The 18,329-nt window shown below is 54.4% G+C and carries 18 protein-coding genes and 1 other RNA gene; 16 read left to right on the forward strand and 3 right to left on the reverse strand.

The window, feature by feature from the left end:
• Both ACVBDQ_RS06345 and ilvA read left to right on the forward strand, forming a co-directional pair.
• A partial coding sequence (locus ACVBDQ_RS06345; RefSeq protein ID WP_446663100.1) for a hypothetical protein occupies positions 1–343 on the forward strand: 343 nt, incomplete at its 5' end.
• A 118-nt stretch (positions 344–461) separates the two neighbouring features.
• Positions 462–1,670: a threonine ammonia-lyase gene (gene ilvA / locus ACVBDQ_RS06350; protein WP_011231086.1), complete on the forward strand. Its 1,209-nt coding sequence runs from the start codon at positions 462–464 to the stop codon at positions 1,668–1,670.
• 568 nt (positions 1,671–2,238) lie between these two features.
• On the opposite strand, the gene ACVBDQ_RS06355 is transcribed toward ilvA, so the two are convergent.
• The gene (locus ACVBDQ_RS06355) at positions 2,239–2,496 is read right to left on the reverse strand and encodes a DUF6154 family protein (protein WP_015374743.1); all 258 of its coding nucleotides are present in this window, start codon (positions 2,494–2,496) and stop codon (positions 2,239–2,241) included.
• A gap of 167 nt (positions 2,497–2,663) precedes the next feature.
• Here ACVBDQ_RS06355 and ACVBDQ_RS06360 point away from each other — a divergent pair, with 167 nt between their 5' ends.
• Positions 2,664–3,452 (forward strand): GNAT family N-acetyltransferase, encoded by a 789-nt coding sequence (locus tag ACVBDQ_RS06360; RefSeq protein WP_011231089.1) that lies wholly within the window; start codon positions 2,664–2,666, stop codon positions 3,450–3,452.
• Between the two features lie 49 nt (positions 3,453–3,501).
• Here the strand turns inward: ACVBDQ_RS06360 and ACVBDQ_RS06365 are convergent, their stop codons facing one another.
• Both ACVBDQ_RS06365 and ACVBDQ_RS06370 read right to left on the reverse strand, forming a co-directional pair.
• Complete coding sequence (locus tag ACVBDQ_RS06365) at positions 3,502–3,636, reverse strand: hypothetical protein (RefSeq protein ID WP_014195715.1); 135 nt, start codon at positions 3,634–3,636, stop codon at positions 3,502–3,504.
• 6 nt (positions 3,637–3,642) lie between these two features.
• Entirely contained in the window at positions 3,643–3,891 is a 249-nt protein-coding gene (locus tag ACVBDQ_RS06370) for a hypothetical protein (protein ID WP_013145420.1), read from the reverse strand.
• 258 nt (positions 3,892–4,149) lie between these two features.
• On the opposite strand from ACVBDQ_RS06370, the gene ACVBDQ_RS06375 reads away from it, so the two are divergent.
• The 13 genes from ACVBDQ_RS06375 (at position 4,150) to ACVBDQ_RS06435 (ending at position 18,262) form a co-directional block, all read left to right on the forward strand.
• Positions 4,150–4,776 carry a TetR/AcrR family transcriptional regulator gene (locus ACVBDQ_RS06375; RefSeq protein WP_011231091.1) on the forward strand — a complete coding sequence of 209 codons (627 nt, stop codon included), beginning with the start codon at positions 4,150–4,152 and terminating at the stop codon, positions 4,774–4,776.
• Positions 4,777–4,912: 136 nt separating this feature from the next.
• Positions 4,913–6,055, forward strand: coding sequence for an acyl-CoA dehydrogenase (locus ACVBDQ_RS06380; RefSeq protein WP_011231092.1), 1,143 nt, complete (start codon positions 4,913–4,915; stop codon positions 6,053–6,055).
• Between the two features lie 59 nt (positions 6,056–6,114).
• Positions 6,115–7,749: an AMP-binding protein gene (locus ACVBDQ_RS06385; RefSeq protein ID WP_011231093.1), complete on the forward strand. Its 1,635-nt coding sequence runs from the start codon at positions 6,115–6,117 to the stop codon at positions 7,747–7,749.
• 64 nt (positions 7,750–7,813) lie between these two features.
• The gene (accC, locus tag ACVBDQ_RS06390) at positions 7,814–9,166 is read left to right on the forward strand and encodes an acetyl-CoA carboxylase biotin carboxylase subunit (RefSeq protein ID WP_014195716.1); all 1,353 of its coding nucleotides are present in this window, start codon (positions 7,814–7,816) and stop codon (positions 9,164–9,166) included.
• Positions 9,141–9,401 carry an acetyl-CoA carboxylase biotin carboxyl carrier protein subunit gene (locus tag ACVBDQ_RS06395; RefSeq protein ID WP_223810938.1) on the forward strand — a complete coding sequence of 87 codons (261 nt, stop codon included), beginning with the start codon at positions 9,141–9,143 and terminating at the stop codon, positions 9,399–9,401. The genes accC and ACVBDQ_RS06395 overlap by 26 nt, the downstream gene beginning before the upstream one ends.
• Positions 9,402–9,415: 14 nt before the next feature.
• On the forward strand, positions 9,416–10,315 hold the full coding sequence (locus ACVBDQ_RS06400; protein ID WP_014195718.1) for a hydroxymethylglutaryl-CoA lyase: 900 nt from the start codon (positions 9,416–9,418) through the stop codon (positions 10,313–10,315).
• Between the two features lie 14 nt (positions 10,316–10,329).
• Positions 10,330–11,112: an enoyl-CoA hydratase gene (locus ACVBDQ_RS06405; protein ID WP_014195719.1), complete on the forward strand. Its 783-nt coding sequence runs from the start codon at positions 10,330–10,332 to the stop codon at positions 11,110–11,112.
• Positions 11,113–11,282: 170 nt separating this feature from the next.
• Positions 11,283–12,836 carry an acyl-CoA carboxylase subunit beta gene (locus ACVBDQ_RS06410; RefSeq protein ID WP_025039203.1) on the forward strand — a complete coding sequence of 518 codons (1,554 nt, stop codon included), beginning with the start codon at positions 11,283–11,285 and terminating at the stop codon, positions 12,834–12,836.
• A 63-nt stretch (positions 12,837–12,899) separates the two neighbouring features.
• A non-coding RNA gene (ssrS, locus tag ACVBDQ_RS06415) (6S RNA) lies at positions 12,900–13,088 on the forward strand.
• A gap of 202 nt (positions 13,089–13,290) precedes the next feature.
• Positions 13,291–13,731 (forward strand): MarR family winged helix-turn-helix transcriptional regulator, encoded by a 441-nt coding sequence (locus ACVBDQ_RS06420; RefSeq protein ID WP_011231100.1) that lies wholly within the window; start codon positions 13,291–13,293, stop codon positions 13,729–13,731.
• 3 nt (positions 13,732–13,734) lie between these two features.
• Positions 13,735–14,373: an HlyD family secretion protein gene (locus ACVBDQ_RS06425; protein WP_014195721.1), complete on the forward strand. Its 639-nt coding sequence runs from the start codon at positions 13,735–13,737 to the stop codon at positions 14,371–14,373.
• A gap of 10 nt (positions 14,374–14,383) precedes the next feature.
• On the forward strand, positions 14,384–16,096 hold the full coding sequence (locus ACVBDQ_RS06430; RefSeq protein WP_062898600.1) for a DHA2 family efflux MFS transporter permease subunit: 1,713 nt from the start codon (positions 14,384–14,386) through the stop codon (positions 16,094–16,096).
• Between the two features lie 117 nt (positions 16,097–16,213).
• Positions 16,214–18,262, forward strand: a complete 2,049-nt coding sequence (locus ACVBDQ_RS06435; protein ID WP_042379521.1) for a transglycosylase domain-containing protein — start codon at positions 16,214–16,216, stop codon at positions 18,260–18,262.
• Positions 18,263–18,329 lie beyond the last annotated feature (67 nt).

The following is an 18,329-nucleotide window of genomic DNA, read 5'->3' on the forward strand; positions in this document are numbered from 1 at the left end:
CGGTATACTTCTTTTAGGCATAGGTAGGGTACTCCTTTCTCTAAGATTTTTGGTCCAATCAGAGAATACCCTACCTTTTTTCTTTTGGTCTAGCAAAAAGCTTTACACAAAATTTTATACATCATCCATCAATGGAATGAACAAAAATGGTTTTTGCATACCATGCCAAAGTTCGTCAAAAAAGAGAAGACGATTGTACACAGTTTCTCAACTGGAAAAGAATCGGTTTTGCGATGGTTTTTGTCAAATCCCCTACCTTCAAGCAGCTGACAAAATGCAACGGATCGCAGTGATGGGTTCGTTCAACAATATATTTTATAATAAAAAACTATGTGCTAAATAATCAATAAAAAGAGTGACCATCCAAAAGAAAAGCAACATTTGTCGGCGGCGAAATGCTTTGTATATAATAAAACGGAGCGAAAACGAACCGATCGCCGATCAGAAAGGGTGGTTTGATGATGTTGACATTAGCAGACATTGAACAAGCGCGAGCGAAAATGAAAGGCATCGTCCATCAAACGCCGCTTGAGCATTCGCAAACGTTCAGCCGGCTGTCTGGCAATGATGTATATATGAAACTCGAAAATTTGCAAAAAACGGGCTCGTTTAAAGTAAGAGGTTCATTCAATAAAATTATGTCGCTCACGGAAGAAGAGAGGGCGCGCGGCGTCATCGCCGCTTCGGCCGGCAACCACGCCCAAGGGGTCGCCTATGCGAGCGGCATGCTTCATATTCCGTGCACGATCGTCATGCCAAAAGGCGCGCCGCTCAGCAAAATTGAAGCGACGAAAAGCTACGGGGCGGAAGTCGTGCTGTACGGCGATGTGTTTGACGAGTCTTTGGAATATGCGTTAGAGTTGCAGCGTGAACGGGGGATGACGTTTGTTCATCCGTTTGACGACTTGGCGGTGATGGCCGGCCAAGGGACGATCGGCTTAGAGCTGATCGAGCAGCTTCCCGACGTCGATGTCGTTCTTTGTCCAGTCGGCGGCGGCGGGTTGCTTGCGGGGGTGGCGCTTACGTTAAAACAGCTGAAGCCGTCGGTTGAAGTGTACGGCGTTGAGTCATCGGCTTGCCCCGGCATGACGGCGGCCATACGCCATAAACAGCCCGTCTCCATTGCCGCATCGAATACGATCGCCGATGGGATTGCCGTGAAAAAGCCGGGCAATATTACGTACCAATACATTGAGCAATACGTCGATGGCGTTGTATGCGTGGAAGAGGCGGAAATTTCGCGGACGATGCTGTATGTGCTCGAGCGGAACAAGCTGTTGATCGAAGGGGCGGCAGCTTGTCCGCTGGCGGCATTGTTGTATCAAAAGCTGCCGTTTCGCGGCAAAAAAGTCGCCGCCATTTTAAGCGGCGGCAACGTCGATGTGACGCTCATTTCCCGCATCATCGAGCGGGGGCTCGTCGAAGCCGGGCGATTCGTTACGTTTACAACGGTCATCTCCGACAAGCCGGGCCAGTTGAACAAGCTGCTGCGCATTATTGCGGAGCTTGAGGCAAACGTGATGTCGATTCATCATCAGCGCATCGGCGCCAAAGTGCTGCCAGGTCAGGCGGAAATTCACTTTTCGCTCGAGACAAAAAACGAAGACCACATTCAGCAAATCTACCAAGTGTTGTTGAAAGAAGGCTACGATGTACAGTTTTACCGATGAGCGCGCGATGGAAAACGGTTTGTGTTTCGCCACTGTCTGTTAAGCAAACAGTGGAAAAGCCGTCTTGGAAATCATGTTCACAGGGCTGCCAAGTCAACTACCCCCACTTCGCGAACGCTTGAAGTGGGGGCTTGCAACTCCCCAGAAGTGCAAACGGACTTCGTCCTCCTTCCTTGACTTGGGGTTGCATCAGGGGGCAGGTTGACGACTGCCCAACGACGCAGGTCATGCCTGCATCGTTACCGATTCTCTCGGTGTGTCTGTTGGCAGTACTTGGCTTCCACACACAACAGACAGACCTACGCTCGATGTTTTACGGTTGCAACGTTTCCTGCAACCAACTCCATCCATCGAGCAGCCGTTATTGGAGTGCCTTTATTGAACGGTTTTCTCCATGCCTTTATTATATCATACACAAAAGAAAGGGGGAACGCACATTCCTCTCCCACTTACTCCCTTTGGTCGTTGAAGTGGGAGTCTCCTGCGCGAAATAGGATGAATACGAAACCATCATTTGCCCAACATAACGGCTGTTCCTTATGACATGGGGGACAGCCGTTTTGTTTTGTCAATGCACGCGCGGCGCATCTTGCGGCCGCGTCGCGCCGAGGCCTTCGCGGGCCATTTTCGCTTTCAAGCTTTCCAGGACATACAAACCGAACATGCCAAGCAGCTCTTCATCAGTCATCTCACCGATCAGCTTGAGCACATCGCGGCGGTCGAGTTCATCCAAAATCGACATCGCCACCGCTTCGGCGTCTTCTTCATCTCCGGTCAGTCGATCTTTATAGTATTCGTACAGATCGTCAGTAAACTTCATCGGCATCGTCGCCTCGCTTTTTTGAGAGCGGGCTTCCTCCTTTCTTTGCAGTTGGCCGATGCAGACTTAGGGGCATCGGCAGTCCTCTCGGTTTGACGCCACAAATGCCATTGGCAACAGGGATGATTCATAGTATAATGGAAAAAATATCATTCGAAAAGCGGGGGAATTCTATGATTCGCCGGTTAACGGCCGAAGACGATCAACAAGTATTTTCGTTTTTGCGGCAAGATCCGTCGTTCAATTTATTTATCATCGGCGATATTGAGTCGTTTGGCTATGACGCCGATTTCCAAGACGTTTGGGGGCAGTTTGACGATGCCGGCTCGCTGAAGGCGGTGCTGCTCCGTTATTACGATTCCTACATTCCGTACGCGCCTGGCGATTTTGATGCCGATGGCTTTGCTCGTCTCATCCGCGAGACAGCCCAATCATCGTCCATCCAGCTGTCCGGCAAGGCGGACATTGCCAGGCAGTTCGAAGAGCGGCTGCCGCTTGGGGAGAAGCGAACGCTTTACTTTTGCGAGTGTCGGACGGATGAATACGCCCGTCAAGAAATGGGGGCGTTCGCCGTCAAAAAAGCCGAATTGGCCGATGTCGACCGGATTCTCGACTTGCGGCGCCGCATTGCCGAATTTGAAACGAGGCCGTCGTCCCGCGATATGCTAGTGAAAGGGATGGAAACCAATTCAGCTAGAACGTACTACATTGAACAAGACGGCCGAATGGTGGCCGCCGCATCGACATCAGCGGAAAACTCATTGTCGGCGATGATCGTCGGCGTCTGCACGGATCAAGGACATCGCGGGAAAGGATATGCGAGCGCCATCGTGGCGAAGCTCGTTTGCGATTTGCTCGCTGAAGGGAAGATGCCGTGCTTGTTTTACGACAATCCAACCGCCGGCCGCATTTACCATCGCCTTGGTTTTCGCGATATCGGATTGTGGGCGATGTACCGTTAGAAGGGCGGAAGTCCCGCCAGCTTGCTTGTGTACAAAAGCAGGCTGGCGGTTATTGTCCGTCTGCGCCGTTGGGCGTGCCGCGGCGAATGTGCTCGCCGCCGCGCTCTTGCATCGCTTTTGCCTTGTCGTTGACGAGCTGTTTTTGGTCTACGATGGAAGAAGGTGTTTGTTTTTTGTTCGCCATATGGAATCACCTCAATGGAGACGATTTTGCGCGCTGAATGAACATGTCCGCATCTTCGATCAGCCCGCAGACGCCGCATTGGACGCGGTAGCTCGGGCCGCGGTACGGGAGATGGAACGGTTCGAGCGCTTCGTTTGTGTATTCGTGCTCGATGTCGCCGGTGTGCGGATCGAGCTTGACCGCACGCGGGTGCTGCTCAATGAGATGAAACCGCGTCCGGTTCGTTTTGCAGTTTGGGCATAGCATCGGTTCCAATGAAAGCCACCTCCGGTTTTTATCTTTTGGAAAAACGGCCGTGATTATGTATAGGTCATCTGTTTTGTTTCAGTTCGTGCGGCTAGGGGATAGGGCTCGCGCAGCCGATCGGACGATGTGCGGCGAAAGACGCCTCCATTTTTCGGGCGCCGGAACGATTTTTGTTGACAATGGCTGCAACTGTCGAGTATCTTAATAAACAAGAAGAAGATTTTGCTTTTTTCGAAATGTTTTACAGTTCAGGCGAAGGAGACTGTTATGGCAGAGAAACCGCTTCGAGACCGCATTATCGACACCGCTCTTCATTTGTTTGAGAAATATGGCTACCATGGCGTGACGGTCGACCGCATCGTCGCGGAAAGCGATACGTCGAAAGGCGGGTTTTACCATAATTTTAAATCAAAAGACGAGTTGCTTTACCATATTCATGACGTCTTTATTACGTATGCGCTGACAAAAGCGCAGGAGGCGTATGAGGGCTTCCCTACGCCGACCGAGCGCTTGTACGCCATCGTTCAGTCGTTTGTCAAAGTGTTTCATTTGTATAAACCACACATCACCGTGTTTTACCAGGAAAGCACGTACTTAAAACCGGAATACGCCGAACCGATCAATGAAAAGCGCGAAGAATTTAAACAAATTATTTTTCGCGTCATCCGCGAGGGAATCGAGGCCGGCGAGTTTCGTCCGGAGCTGTCGGTGGAGATTACTGGCATGTCCATTATCGGCATGGTCAACTGGACATACAAATGGTACAATCCGGATGGTCCGTTGTCAATTGAGGAGATCGCGGCGTATTTTGCCGATTTCATTTTGCATGCGGTGCTCCGCACACCAGAAAACCCAGCGGCGGCGCGGTTTTTGTTGCGGCCGGCCGCCGAATAAGTTGTTGATCGTATACAGACCAACTAGTCGGTTTTGAAAACGCTTCAAAAATCAAAACCGTTTACACTCGTTTTCTTACTAAAACCGACTAGTCGGTTCAAATGATAGAACATTTTCTATGGGGGAGAGGGACAGGATGAATTTTTCATTAACAAAAGAGCAACAAATGATTAAAGAAATGGTTCGCGACTTTGCTGAGAAGGAAATTGCCCCATACGCGGCGAAATGGGATGAAGAGGCGCATTTTCCGCTGGATGTCTTCCGCAAAATGGGCGAGTTGGGGCTATTGGGTTTGCCGTTTCCGGAAGAATACGGCGGCGCTGGAGGCGATACGATTTCGTATGCCATCGCCGTTGAGGAAATCGGCCGCGCCTGCGGCGGCACCGGGCTAAGCTATGCGGCCGCCGTGTCACTTGGGGCGAGTCCCATTTATTACTTTGGAACAGAGGAGCAGAAACAAAAATGGCTCGTGCCGATGGCCAAAGGAGAGACGCTTGGCGCTTTTGGGCTCACGGAGCCGAACGCCGGATCGGACGCCGGCGGCACGCGCACGACCGCGGTGCTGGACGGCGATGAATATGTCATCAACGGCGAAAAATGCTGGATCACGAACGCCCAATACGCGCGGCAAGTCATTGTCACCGCCGTGACAGGCAAAGATGCGCGCGGCAAAAACATCATCACCGCTCTCATCGTGCCAACTGACTCCCCAGGATTTACGATCCGTTCGAATTACGACAAGATGGGCGTGCGCGCGTCCAATACGTGCGAGCTTGTTTTCGAGAACGTCCGCGTGCCGAAAGAAAACGTCTTGGGCGACCCGCAAAAAGGGTTTAAACAGTTTTTGTACACGCTTGATGGCGGCCGCATTTCCATCGCAGCTTTAGCCGTCGGCATCGCGCAAGCGGCGTTTGAGAAAGCGCTTCAATACGCGAAAGAACGCGTTCAGTTTGGCCAGCCGATTTCCAAGTTTCAAGCGATCCAGTTTAAGCTCGCTGACATGGCGATGGAAATTGAGCTTGCCCGCAATATGGTGTACAAGGCGGCTTGGTTGAAAGACCAAGGGAAACCGTTTACAAAAGAAGCATCGTTCGCCAAGCTGTTTGCGTCGGAAATGGGGTTCCGCGTCTGCAACCAGGCGATTCAAATTCACGGCGGATACGGCTATATGAAAGAGTACGGCGTTGAGCGCCATTTGCGGGATATCAAGCTCATGGAAATCGGCGAAGGCACATCAGAAATCCAACGGCTCGTCATCGCCCGCCAACTGGGATGCTAAAAGCGGAAATGCCTGCATATCCATAACAATGAATTCGGACAAAGGGGAGGAAACGGCCGATGTTGACGGTGACGGTGGGGAAATTGTTGGAAGAGCGAGCCAGGCAATATGCGGATCGCGAGGCGGTCGTGTATGCCGACCGCGGCTTGCGTCTGACGTATCGGCAGTTTAACGACTATTGCCGCCTCGTTGCGCGCGGGTTGATGCGGCTTGGCATCGAAAAAGGGGAGCATGTCGCCATTTGGGCGACGAACGTTCCGGAATGGATCGCCTGCCAGTTTGCGACCGGCAAAATGGGAGCCGTCCTCGTGACGGTCAATACGAACTACCGCGCGGCGGAGCTTGAGTATTTGCTTCGGCAGTCCGACTCGACAACACTGTTTTTGATCGAGCAATACCGCGATTCGTCATACATCGATATTTTGTACGAAATCGTTCCCGAGTTGCGCACATCAGCGCCCGGACAGCTGCAATCGAAACGGCTGCCGAAGCTGAAAAACGTGGTCTTTCTTGGCGACAAACGGCACCCGGGCATGTTTACATGGAACGACATCTTGGCGATGGCGCACGACGTATCGGAAGAAGAACTCGATGAACGGATGGAGAGCCTCGACCCGCACGATGTGATCAACATGCAATACACGTCCGGGACGACTGGATTCCCGAAAGGGGTGATGTTGACGCATTACAACATCGTCAACAACGCCCACCAAGTGGCGCAATGCATGGGACTTGGCGAAGGCGATCGATTGTGCATTCCGGTGCCGTTTTTCCATTGCTTCGGCTGCGTCATGAGCACGCTTGCATGCGTGACGGTCGGGGCGACGATGGTGCCGGTTGTGGAGTTCCATCCGAAGCGGGTTCTCGAGACGGTGGAAGCGGAGCGGTGCACGGCGCTTCACGGCGTGCCGACGATGTTCATCGCCGAGCTCAACGACCCGGATTTTGCCAAATACGATTTGTCGTCGCTGCGCACGGGCATTATGGCTGGCTCCCCTTGCCCGGTCGAAGTGATGAAGGCGGTCATCGAGAAAATGGGGATGAAAGACATTACGATCGCCTACGGGCAGACGGAAGCGTCCCCAGTCATCACGCAAACGCGCACCGACGATCCGCTTGAGCTGCGTGTCGAAACGGTTGGCCGCGCCTTGCCGGGCGTCGAGGTGAAAATCGTCGAGCCGGGAACGAACAAGGAAGTGCCGCCCGGTGTGCAAGGGGAGCTGTGCACGCGCGGCTATCATGTCATGAAAGGGTATTACAACAACCCGGAAGCGACAAATGAAGCGATCGACCAAGACGGCTGGCTGCATACCGGCGATTTGGCGACGATGGATGAAAACGGTTACTTCCGCATCACCGGCCGTCTGAAAGATATGATCATCCGCGGCGGCGAAAACATTTATCCGCGTGAAATCGAAGAGTTTTTATACAAACATCCGAAAATTTTGGACGTCCAAGTCGTTGGCGTGCCGGATGAGGTATACGGTGAAGAAGTGATGGCGTGGATCATCTTAAAAGACGGCGAAACGGCGACGGCTGAGGAGATTCGCGAGTTTTGCCGCGGCCACATTTCCCGGCATAAAATCCCGCGTTATATCGAATTTACCGACTCGTACCCGATGACGGCATCTGGGAAAATTCAGAAATTCAAATTGCGGGAAATGGCGAAACAGCGCCTCGGCTTGACGACGTAAACCGCCGTGCCGGGCGGTTTCGTCCGCCCGGCGGCATTCTCAGTTTTCGTGAAAGGGTGAGACGATGTTTTCGAAAGTATTGATTGCCAACCGCGGCGAAATCGCCGTCCGCATCATCCGCACGTGCCAAAAGCTCGGCATCCGGACCGTCGCCGTCTATTCCGAAGCGGATGCGGATTCGCTCCACGTCTCGCTCGCGGATGAGGCGTATTTGATCGGCAAGCCGCGCGTCGCGGAAAGCTATTTAAATATCGAAAAAATCATAGAGGTTGCCAAAACGGCGAAAGCGGAGGCGATCCATCCCGGCTACGGGCTGTTGTCGGAAAATCCAGCGTTTGCCCGCCGCTGCGAGGAAGAAGGAATCGTCTTCATCGGTCCGAAGGCGGACGTCATCGCGGCGATGGGCAGCAAAATCGAAGCGCGGCGGACGATGGAACAAGCCGGCGTGCCGATCGTCCCAGGCGTCTCCTTTGCGCTTGATAGCGCCGATGAAGCGGCCAAAGCGGCGGCTTCGATTGGGTATCCAGTCATGCTGAAGGCGTCAGCCGGCGGCGGCGGCATCGGCATGCATATCGCCCGCGACGAAGCCGAGCTGCGCCAAGCGTTTGAAGGGAGCCAAAAACGGGCGGCTTCGTTTTTCGGCGACGGGACGATGTATATCGAAAAATATATCGATCGCCCGCGCCATATTGAAATTCAGCTGCTCGCTGATTCCTACGGCAACTGCGTCTACTTGTGGGAGCGCGAGTGTTCGATCCAGCGCCGCCATCAAAAGGTGGTCGAAGAGGCGCCGTCGCCGTTTTTGGATGAAGAGACGCGGCGGAAGATGGGGGAGGCGGCGGTGCGGGCTGCGCGTTACATCGGTTATGCAAATGCCGGTACCATTGAATTTCTCGTCGATGAACAGAAAAATTTTTATTTTCTTGAGATGAACACTCGGCTGCAAGTCGAGCACCCGGTGACAGAAGAAATCACCGGCATCGACATCGTCGAAGAGCAGCTGCGCATCGCCGCCGGCGAGCCGCTCCGCTATAAACAAGAAGAGATTCGCCGCGACGGTCACGCCATTGAAGTGCGCATTTATGCCGAAGACCCGAACACGTTTTACCCGTCGCCCGGCCGCATTACGGCGTTTTCCGCCCCACAAGGCGAATGGATTCGTCATGAAACGGCGGTTCAAAGCGGCGCCGCGGTTACGCCGTTTTATGATCCGATGATCGCCAAACTAATCGCCAAAGGACCGGATCGGCAAACGGCGATTGAACGCTTGCTCGAAGCGCTTCGACACTATCGCGTGGAAGGGATTAAAACGAACATTCCGCTGCTTGAGGCCGTGTTGTCCCATCCGGCGTTTCAAGCGGGGGATACGACGACCGATTTCCTTTCGAAGCATTGGAAGCCAGCAAAAGCAAAATGAAGCAGAAACGGAGGAAGACACGATGACCCAAGTAACGGCAACAATGGCTGGAAGTGTATGGAAATTATTGGTGGCTGTCGGGGATCATGTAGAAGAAGGCCAAGATGTCATCATTTTAGAATCGATGAAAATGGAGATTCCGATTGCGGCTGAGGCGTCCGGCGTCGTGAAGCACATCCACGTGCAGGAAGGAGATTTCGTAAACGAAGGCGACGTGCTTGTCGAGATTGAATAAAGGGGGAGCAGAGCATGAGCCGATGGCCGGCAAAGGTGACGATCAAAGAAGTCGGCCCGCGCGACGGCCTGCAAAACGAAGCAGCGCCGATCGCGACCGCCGATAAAATCGCGTGGATCAACTTATTGTCCGAAACGGGGCTGTCGTACATTGAGGTGACTTCCTTCGTCCATCCGAAATGGATCCCGCAGCTCGCCGATGCCGCTGAGGTCGCAGCCGGCATCGGCCGAAAAGCCGGCGTCACGTATGCGGCGCTCGTGCCGAACGAAAGAGGGCTTGAGCGGGCGTTGGCCGCGGGGATTGACGAAGTCGGCGTCTTTATGTCAGCGAGCGAAACGCACAACCAAAAAAATATTAACAAAACGATCGCTGCCACATTTCCGGTGCTGGAAGCGGTCGTGCAAACGGCAAAACAAGCAGGCAAAACGGTGCGCGGCTACGTTTCCACCGTCTTTGGCTGCCCGTATGAAGGGGCAGTTGCCGTCGATCAAGTGCTGATGGTGGCGGATCGGTTGTTGGCGATGGGGGTTGACGAACTGTCGCTTGGCGATACGATCGGCGTCGCGACGCCCAAGCAAGTGGAGGACGTGCTTGCTGAGGTGCTTCGCCGCTTTCCGGCCGGACGGATTGCCATGCATTTCCATGATACAAGAGGAACGGCGCTTGCCAACATTTTGGTGTCGATGGAGATGGGCATTACGACGTTTGACAGCTCGCTTGGCGGCCTTGGCGGCTGTCCGTACGCTCCCGGAGCGTCGGGAAACGTCGCCACTGATGATTTAGTATATATGCTTCACGGCATGGGGATTGAAACCGGCATCGATGTCGAGCAGCTGACGAAAGCGGCGTTGTTTATCCGCGACAAAATCGGCCGCCCGCTTTCGAGCCGGTATTTGCAAACGGTTGGATCATAAGGGGGGGAGAAAACGTGAGCGCACTTGTATCGTTTGAAACACAAGAAAACGGCATCGCCATTGTGACATTAAACCGCCCGGAAGCAGCCAACGCGCTTTCTAGAGCGCTTTTGTTGGAGCTTGGTGCGCTTTTGCAAGAAATCAAATTTCAAAAAGACGTGCGCGTCGTCATTTTGACCGGGGCCGGAGACAAAGTGTTTTGCGCCGGAGCCGATTTGAAAGAGCGGGCAGGGATGAACGAAACCGAAGTCCGTCAGGCCGTCGCTTTAATCAGCAAAACGATCAACGAGGTCGAGAAAGTGCCGCAGCCGGTCATTGCCGCGTTAAACGGCTCGGCCTTTGGCGGGGGGCTTGAGCTGGCGCTCGCCTGCGACATCCGGTTTGCCGCCGACGATATCCAGCTCGGGCTGACGGAAACGTCGCTCGGCATCATTCCGGGAGCGGGGGGGACGCAGCGGCTGCCGCGCCTTGTCGGCCTCGGCAAAGCGAAAGAGTTGATTTTTGCCGCCAAACGGATTACAGCGCAGGAAGCCGAGCGAATCGGCCTTGTCGAATACGCCGTGCCGCGCGCCGAGCTGATGGAGCGTGCGCTTTGTCTCGCGCAGCAAATCGCTGACAATGCGCCGATAGCCGTCCGTCAGGCGAAACGGGCGATCCAAAGCGTATTCAACGTTGATTTGGAGACGGGCCTCGCGATTGAGCAGCTCGCCTATGAGGCGACCATTCCGACGAAAGACCGGTTGGAAGGATTGCAGGCGTTTAAAGAAAAGCGGAAGCCGGTGTACAAAGGCGAGTAAGCCCGCTTGGACAAGGAGGGGGCGGTTTGGAAGGAGGAAGCCGCACGGAGCGCTTGCGCCGCATCGGCCTTTTCACAGCGATAAATAAAACACGGCATCCAACCTTGCTCCAGCCGAACAAGCGGGATGGAACAGCAAGATCTATCAAAACAAGGAGGGGAAACAAAGAGATGAAGGAAACAGCCAATCAGCAAGACACGCTCGCAGCGGAGCTGGAGAAAAGAGCGGCGGAAATCAAGAAAGGCGGGGCGCCAAAATATCATGAAAAAAATGCGGCCCAAGGGAAATTGTTTGTCCGCGAGCGGCTGAATTTGCTGCTTGACGATGGCTTGGAAGTGGAAGACGGCTTGTTTGCCAACTGTTTGGCGGATGGCCTGCCGGCTGACGGGGTGGTGACCGGGATCGGCAAAATCAACGGCCGCACCGTCTGCGTGATGGCGAACGATTCGACGGTCAAAGCCGGCTCATGGGGAGCGCGCACCGTCGAAAAAATCATCCGCATTCAAGAGACAGCGGAAAAACTGCGCTGCCCGATCATTTATTTGGTGGACTCGGCCGGCGCCCGCATTACGGACCAACTCGAAATGTTTCCCGGCCGGCGCGGGGCAGGGCGCATTTTTTACAATGAGGTGAAGCTGTCCGGCAAAGTGCCGCAAGTGTGCCTGTTGTTTGGCCCGTCAGCAGCCGGCGGCGCTTATATTCCGGCGTTTTGCGACATCGTCATCATGGTCGAGGGCAACGCCTCGATGTACTTGGGCTCGCCGCGCATGGCGGAAATGGTGATTGGGGAAAAAGTCACGCTCGAAGAGATGGGCGGCGCTCGCATGCATTGCACCGTCTCCGGCTGCGGCGACGTGCTCGTGAAAACCGAAGAAGAAGCGATTGCCTATGCGCGCCGTTATTTGTCATATTTTCCGTCCCATTACGGCGAAAAACCGCCGGTGGTCGAGGCGAAGCCGCCGAAATCGTTCGACAAAACGATCGAAGACATTTTGCCGGAAAACCAAAATGCGCCGTTCAACATGTATGATTTGATTGAGCGAATCATTGACGAAGGATCGTTTTGCGAAATCAAAAAACTGTTTGCGCCGGAAATCATTACGGGACTGGCGCGCCTTAACGGCCAGCCGATCGGCATCATCGCCAACCAGCCGCGCGTCAAAGGCGGCGTATTGTTCCACGATTCGGCTGATAAAGCGGCGAAATTCATCACGCTTTGCGACGCGTTCCATATCCCGCTTCTGTTTTTGGCCGACGTCCCTGGCTTTATGATCGGCACGAAGGTCGAGCGGGCCGGCATCATCCGCCATGGGGCGAAAATGATCGCCGCCATGGCGGAAGCCACCGTACCGAAGATCTCGGTCATCGTCCGCAAAGCGTACGGCGCCGGGTTGTATGCCATGGCCGGCCCGGCGTTTGAACCGGACTGCTGCCTCGCGCTTCCGAACGCGCAAATCGCCGTCATGGGGCCGGAGGCGGCCGTCAACGCCGTTTATGCGAACAAAATCGCCGAGCTGCCGCCGGAAGAGCGGCCGGCGTTTGTCGAACAAAAACGCGAGGAATACCGGCGCGACATCGATATCTACCGGCTCGCTTCTGAATTGGTCGTTGATGGCATCGTCGCGCCGAACGACTTGCGCGACGAACTCATCCGGCGGTTTGCCGCGTATATGTCCAAATATATGGTCTTTTCCGAGCGGAAACACGGGGTGTATCCGGTTTGAAAAAACTGGATAAACGTCCCCCTTGTCAAACGAAGAAAGATTGTGTATGATAATAATCACCAATCCGCTGCTGCGTTGTGCGTTGTAGAATGAAGTTTCAACCGATGGCAATCAAAAGGGAGTTCTACATTGAAGCGGGAATGTCATGCCCCTTATTCGTCTGCGGGGACGACAGGAACGCTTCTGCGAACACCCACCTGGTGGAGCGTGGTTGAGAAACTGCATTCAGCCAACGGCAACAGCGGCGCGGATTCACGAATGAGGAGTTGGCAAAAGAGTCCAACTGGATGCAAAACATCCGGTTGGACTCTTTTTCGTTGCGTATGTTTTCTCAAAAAGACATGAAACAATATAGTTGATTTTCCCTGTTTTCATGTTATAATCATATTTCGTGCAGGAATAATTCGTATTGAAACTATTCCAACAAGAAAGATGAGGCAAGGAGGGGGGATGAATGGAAGGGATCAGCCGGGACATCATGTACGCTGTCTTCCGGACGCAAAAGGCGCTTTATCGCCTCATCCGCGAGGACGCCGCCCGCGTCGGGGTGACAGAGGTGCAGCTGATCGTCTTATATACGCTGCTGAAAAAAGAGCATATTCGCCTGAATGACTTGGCGGAAAAATTAAACTTAAGCAACAGCAATGTCAGCGGCACGGTTGACCGGCTCGTCGGCGCCGGCCTTGTTGTCCGAGAGCCGTCGAAGCAAGATCGGCGCGCGGTCATTTTGAGTTTGACGGAAAAAGGAAAAGAGACGGTGTCGGAAGCGTTTGGCGAGCAGTCGGTGCTGCGCCGGCGGCTTGGCCGCATTCAAGAACTCGTCTCTCCAGAGGAGATTGAACAGTTTTTGCATCTTCATGAAAAAATTAAAGCGATTTTACTCGGGGAGGAATAGACGGTGAACGTGAAACGATTGGTTGCGCTGAACATCATTGTGCTCATTTTGCTTGTCGGTGGAGGCTTTGCCGCCTACTACTATGTGAATGAAGCAACGAACTACATTAAAACGGACAACGCCCGCATCGACGGCCAGGTCATCTCCGTCGCTGCGCCGCTGTCCGGGAAGCTGACATCCTGGCGGGGCGACACGGGAAAAACCTTCTCAGCTGGGGAAGAAATCGGCGAGGTGTTTGACGGCAAAACAACGATTCCGGTGACAGTGCCGCATCGGATGACGATCGTGCAGCAAAACGCAGTCAAGGACTCGTTTGTCGCCGCGGGGATGCCGCTGGCCCGCGGGTTTGATTTGAACGATTTGTGGGTGACGGCGAATATTGAAGAGACGGATATTGAAGACGTGAAAATCGGGCAAGACGTCGATATTTATGTCGATGCGTATCCGGATCGCAAATTCAGCGGCAAAGTCGAAAAAATCGGCAACGCGACAGCGAATACGTTCAGCCTGTTGCCAAGTTCCAATGCGACCGGCAACTACACGAAAGTGACCCAAGTGATTCCCGTTACGATTTCCATTGACAATTACAGCGGAGCCGGACTTGTGCCGGGCATGAACGTCACCGTCCGCATCCATAAGTAGGTGATTGAGGATGACAGCATTTGTCATTGGTTATATTGTGTTTGCCGTTTTGGTCTTGGCGGCGGTCAACATCGCGCTGCGCCGCCGCAAGCCGGCTTCAGCCGCGGTGAAGGCGGCAGATGAAGCGGCGGAAGCCAACGCTCAACCGTTAGCGGAAACGAAAGCAGAGCCGTCGACAGGAACGGATGGGCGTCCGGCCGCTCCAGCCGGTCAAGGCGGCCTTGGGGATATCGGCAGCCGCGGCAAGGTTGTGGCGACGGTCATGCTTGGTGCGTTTGTCGCCATTTTGAATCAAACGTTGATCAACGTCGCCTTGCCGCATATGATGCAAGATTTCAACGTGGAAACGTCGACGATTCAATGGCTCGTGACCGGCTATATGCTCGTCAACGGAGTGCTCATCCCGATCAGCCCGTTTTTAATCGCCAAGTTTCCAGCGAAACGGTTGTTTTTATCGGGCATGTCGTTTTTCGCCATCGGCGCGTTTGTCTGCTCGATCGCTCCGTCGTTTGCCGTCATGCTCACGGGGCGGTTGACACAAGCGGTCGGGGCCGGCATTATTATGCAGCTGATGATGGTCATTATGTTGTCGATTTTCCCGCCGGAACGCCGCGGGGTGGCCATGGGAACGGTCGGAATCGCCATGATGTTTGCGCCGGCGGTCGGGCCGACGCTGTCTGGCTGGATCGTTGAACATTATACATGGCGGCTGTTGTTTTACGTCGTGTTGCCGATCGCGATTTTAGACATTGTGCTTGCCTCCGTCTGGCTGAAACATACGCCGCGTAAAGGCAATCCAGTGCTGGACGTGCAAGGGGCGGTCTACTCCACGATCGGGTTTGGCGGCGTTCTGTATGGCTTCAGCGAGGCCGGAAGCAAAGGATGGGGCGAGACGGAAGTCGTTGTTTCGCTTGTCATCGGCGCCTTGTTCCTCATCATGTTCACATGGCGTTCGCTGCGCTCGGAGCATCCGGTGCTCAATTTCCGTGTGTTCCGCTACCCAGTGTTTACGTTGGCGACCGTCATCGGTTCGGTCATTAACATGGCGATGTTTGCCGCCATGGTCTTGCTTCCGGTGTATTTGCAAAACTTGCGCGGCTTTACGCCGCTCGATGCCGGTTTGCTGTTGCTGCCGGGGGCGATCGTCATGGCGGTGATGTCGCCGATCTCTGGTTGGGTGTTTGACCGCATCGGCGCGCGGATGCTCGCTATCGTTGGCTTGATCATCACCGCCGTGACGACGTGGGAATTCAGCAAGCTGACGATGGATACGCCATACAGCCAGTTGATTTGGCTTTACATTTTCCGCATGTTCGGCATGTCGATGCTCGGGATGCCGATTATGACCGAAGGGTTGAACGCCTTGCCGCGCCATTTGTACAGCCACGGCACGGCGATGTCGAATACGATTCGTCAAGTGGCTGCTTCGCTCGGGACGGCGTTCTTGGTGACGATCATGTCCAACCGGACGAAATTCCATGTGGAAGCTTATCGCAATGAAATGACGGAAAACAATCCGTTGTTCATGAGCCTTGTCGGCCAACTGAAACAGGCCATCCCAAGTGATGAGGCGATCGCTCAGCTGTTGTATGGACTTGTGCAGCAACGGTCAACGGTCGAGGGGATCAACGACGCCTTTTTCGTCGCTACTGGCTTAACGGTGGTGGCGCTCGTCATGGCGTTTTTCTTAAAAGGAAAAAAGCAGAAATCGCCATCGGCGTAAACAAGGGAAGCGGCGCACACGGCCGCTTCTTTTTTGTTTTGAGCCATGGAAAAGAGACGAAAACGGGCGGCCGGCTGCGAATCGTATAATCGTGACGAAGAGACAGGGGGGAACATTGTGGAGGCGCAAAGCAGGCAGCAAATGAGACAAACAAGACGAAGACGGTGTTGGCTGCAGGCGCTCGTTGTCGCCGCCTTGGCTTTGGCCGCCGTTGTTGCTGCGCTCGAGTGGGCGATTGATCGACAAAACATTGCCGCCTTGGAAACACCGTTGCCGGCAGCGACAATCATTTATGATGAACACGGCCGCATCGCGAGCAAGCTCGCGGCGGCAAACATCGAAGAAGTGCCGATCGACAGGGTGCCCAACTATTTTCTTGAGGCCATCGTCGCGACGGAAGACCGCCGCTTTTACGAGCATGATGGCGTCGATTATTATGGGCTTTTGCGCGCGATGTGGCGCAACATTCGCGCCGGGGCGTGGGTCGAGGGCGGCAGCACGATCACTCAACAGCTGGCGAAAAACGTCTTTTTAACGAATGAAAAAACGTTGACACGCAAATGGAAGGAATGGTTGATCGCACAAAAAATTGAGCGCACGTACAGCAAACAAGAAATTTTAGAAATGTACATCAATCGCATTTATTTCGGTGCGGGGGCGTGGGGGGTGGCCAGCGCGGCGAAAACGTACTTTGGCAAAGACGTTTCTGAGTTGACGCTAAGCGAATCCGCCATGTTGGCTGGTCTCATCAAAGCACCGTCCGCTTTATCGCCGGTCCGTCATTACGATAAGGCGGTCGCCCGGCGCAATGTCGTCTTGTCGCTCATGAAAGAACAAGGCTATATCGATGATCAAGAGTGGATCGCCGCGAAAAACGAGCACATTGCCATTCAACAGGAACCAAAACGCGACCCGTATGCCGGAAAATATCCGTACTACGTCGATGAACTAATCCACGAAGCGATTGCACAATACGGCCTGACGCAAAGCGATGTCCTTTCCGGGGGGCTCCGCATTTACACGGAGCTTGACCCGAACATGCAACAAGCGCTTGAAGCCGTGTATGCGAATGATTCGCTGTTTCCATCAAGCCCGGACGGTGTGCCTGTCCAAAGCGGAGCAGTGCTGCTCGACCCGAAAACGGGCGGGGTGAAGGCGCTTGTCGGCGGCCGCGGCCGCCATGTGTTCCGCGGTTTCAATCGCGCCACAGAGCTCAGGCGTCAACCGGGGTCAACGCTCAAGCCGCTCGCCGTGTACACGCCGGCGCTCGAACAAGGGTACGGGCCGTTTTCGCTGCTCAAAGACGAGCCGCTTAATCTCGGCGGCTACCGCCCGCAAAACTACGACCACACGCACCGCGGCACGGTGACGATGTATGAGGCGATCATCCATTCGCTCAATGTGCCGGCCGTCTGGCTGTTAAACGAAATCGGCCTTGACAAAGGGATGGAGGCGCTGCACCGGTTTGGTTTGCCGTTGGAAAAAGAGGACCGCCAGCTCGGCATCGCGCTCGGCGGCATGTCCCGCGGCGTCTCGCCGCTCGAGATGGCGGAAGCGTACGCCGTATTCGCCAATGACGGCGTCCGTTTGGACGGCCATCTCATTACAAAAATCGTTGATGCTTACGGCCGCAAGGTAGCGGAGTGGAAGCCGCGGCGAACGGTTGTCACGTCCAAGAAAGTGGCGCAGCAAATGACGTTTTTGCTCGAAGGCGTCATCCGCGAAGGGACCGGGAAGCGCGCTGCCATCCCGGGGCGGGAGCTTGCGGGCAAAACCGGGTCGACCGAAATGACGATCCCCGGCATCGACGGGGTGAAAGACCAATGGATGGTCGGCTATACGCCGCAGCTGGTCGGTGCGCTTTGGCTCGGCTATGACCGGCCGGACGAAACACATTATTTGACGACGACGAGCGGGGAAACGGCGGCCATCATTTTCCGCCATATGATGGAAAAAGCGCTGGCCGACGAGCCTGTCGTCCGCTTCTCGCTGCCGCTTGTGAAACAAGCGGAACGAGAACACAAAAAACGTGAGCCAAAGGCGCCTGAATCCGTGCCGCCAAAGGTGAAGGAAAAACCGCGTACGCCCGGCCATGAAAAAGGAAAAAACAAAAAAGAGAAAAAAGAAAAAAAGCACGGAAAAGGGCATGGCGGCAAGCATGAATAAGCTGTTGCCAAAGGCGTTCTCAACCTTTGTTTGGGCGCATATATATAAAGACAAGCCGCACGAAAAA

This window comes from Geobacillus sp. CCR (assembly GCF_052906625.1).

Coding starts and splice junctions, on each gene's coding strand:
- ilvA (WP_011231086.1), top strand. CDS start 462: ATGTTGACATTAGCAGACATTGAACAAGCGCGAGCGAAAATGAAAGGC.
- ACVBDQ_RS06355 (WP_015374743.1), bottom strand. CDS start 2,496: ATGCCGATGAAGTTTACTGACGATCTGTACGAATACTATAAAGATCGA.
- ACVBDQ_RS06360 (WP_011231089.1), top strand. CDS start 2,664: ATGATTCGCCGGTTAACGGCCGAAGACGATCAACAAGTATTTTCGTTT.
- ACVBDQ_RS06365 (WP_014195715.1), bottom strand. CDS start 3,636: ATGGCGAACAAAAAACAAACACCTTCTTCCATCGTAGACCAAAAACAG.
- ACVBDQ_RS06375 (WP_011231091.1), top strand. CDS start 4,150: ATGGCAGAGAAACCGCTTCGAGACCGCATTATCGACACCGCTCTTCAT.
- ACVBDQ_RS06380 (WP_011231092.1), top strand. CDS start 4,913: ATGAATTTTTCATTAACAAAAGAGCAACAAATGATTAAAGAAATGGTT.
- ACVBDQ_RS06385 (WP_011231093.1), top strand. CDS start 6,115: ATGTTGACGGTGACGGTGGGGAAATTGTTGGAAGAGCGAGCCAGGCAA.
- accC (WP_014195716.1), top strand. CDS start 7,814: ATGTTTTCGAAAGTATTGATTGCCAACCGCGGCGAAATCGCCGTCCGC.
- ACVBDQ_RS06400 (WP_014195718.1), top strand. CDS start 9,416: ATGAGCCGATGGCCGGCAAAGGTGACGATCAAAGAAGTCGGCCCGCGC.
- ACVBDQ_RS06410 (WP_025039203.1), top strand. CDS start 11,283: ATGAAGGAAACAGCCAATCAGCAAGACACGCTCGCAGCGGAGCTGGAG.
- ACVBDQ_RS06420 (WP_011231100.1), top strand. CDS start 13,291: ATGGAAGGGATCAGCCGGGACATCATGTACGCTGTCTTCCGGACGCAA.
- ACVBDQ_RS06430 (WP_062898600.1), top strand. CDS start 14,384: ATGACAGCATTTGTCATTGGTTATATTGTGTTTGCCGTTTTGGTCTTG.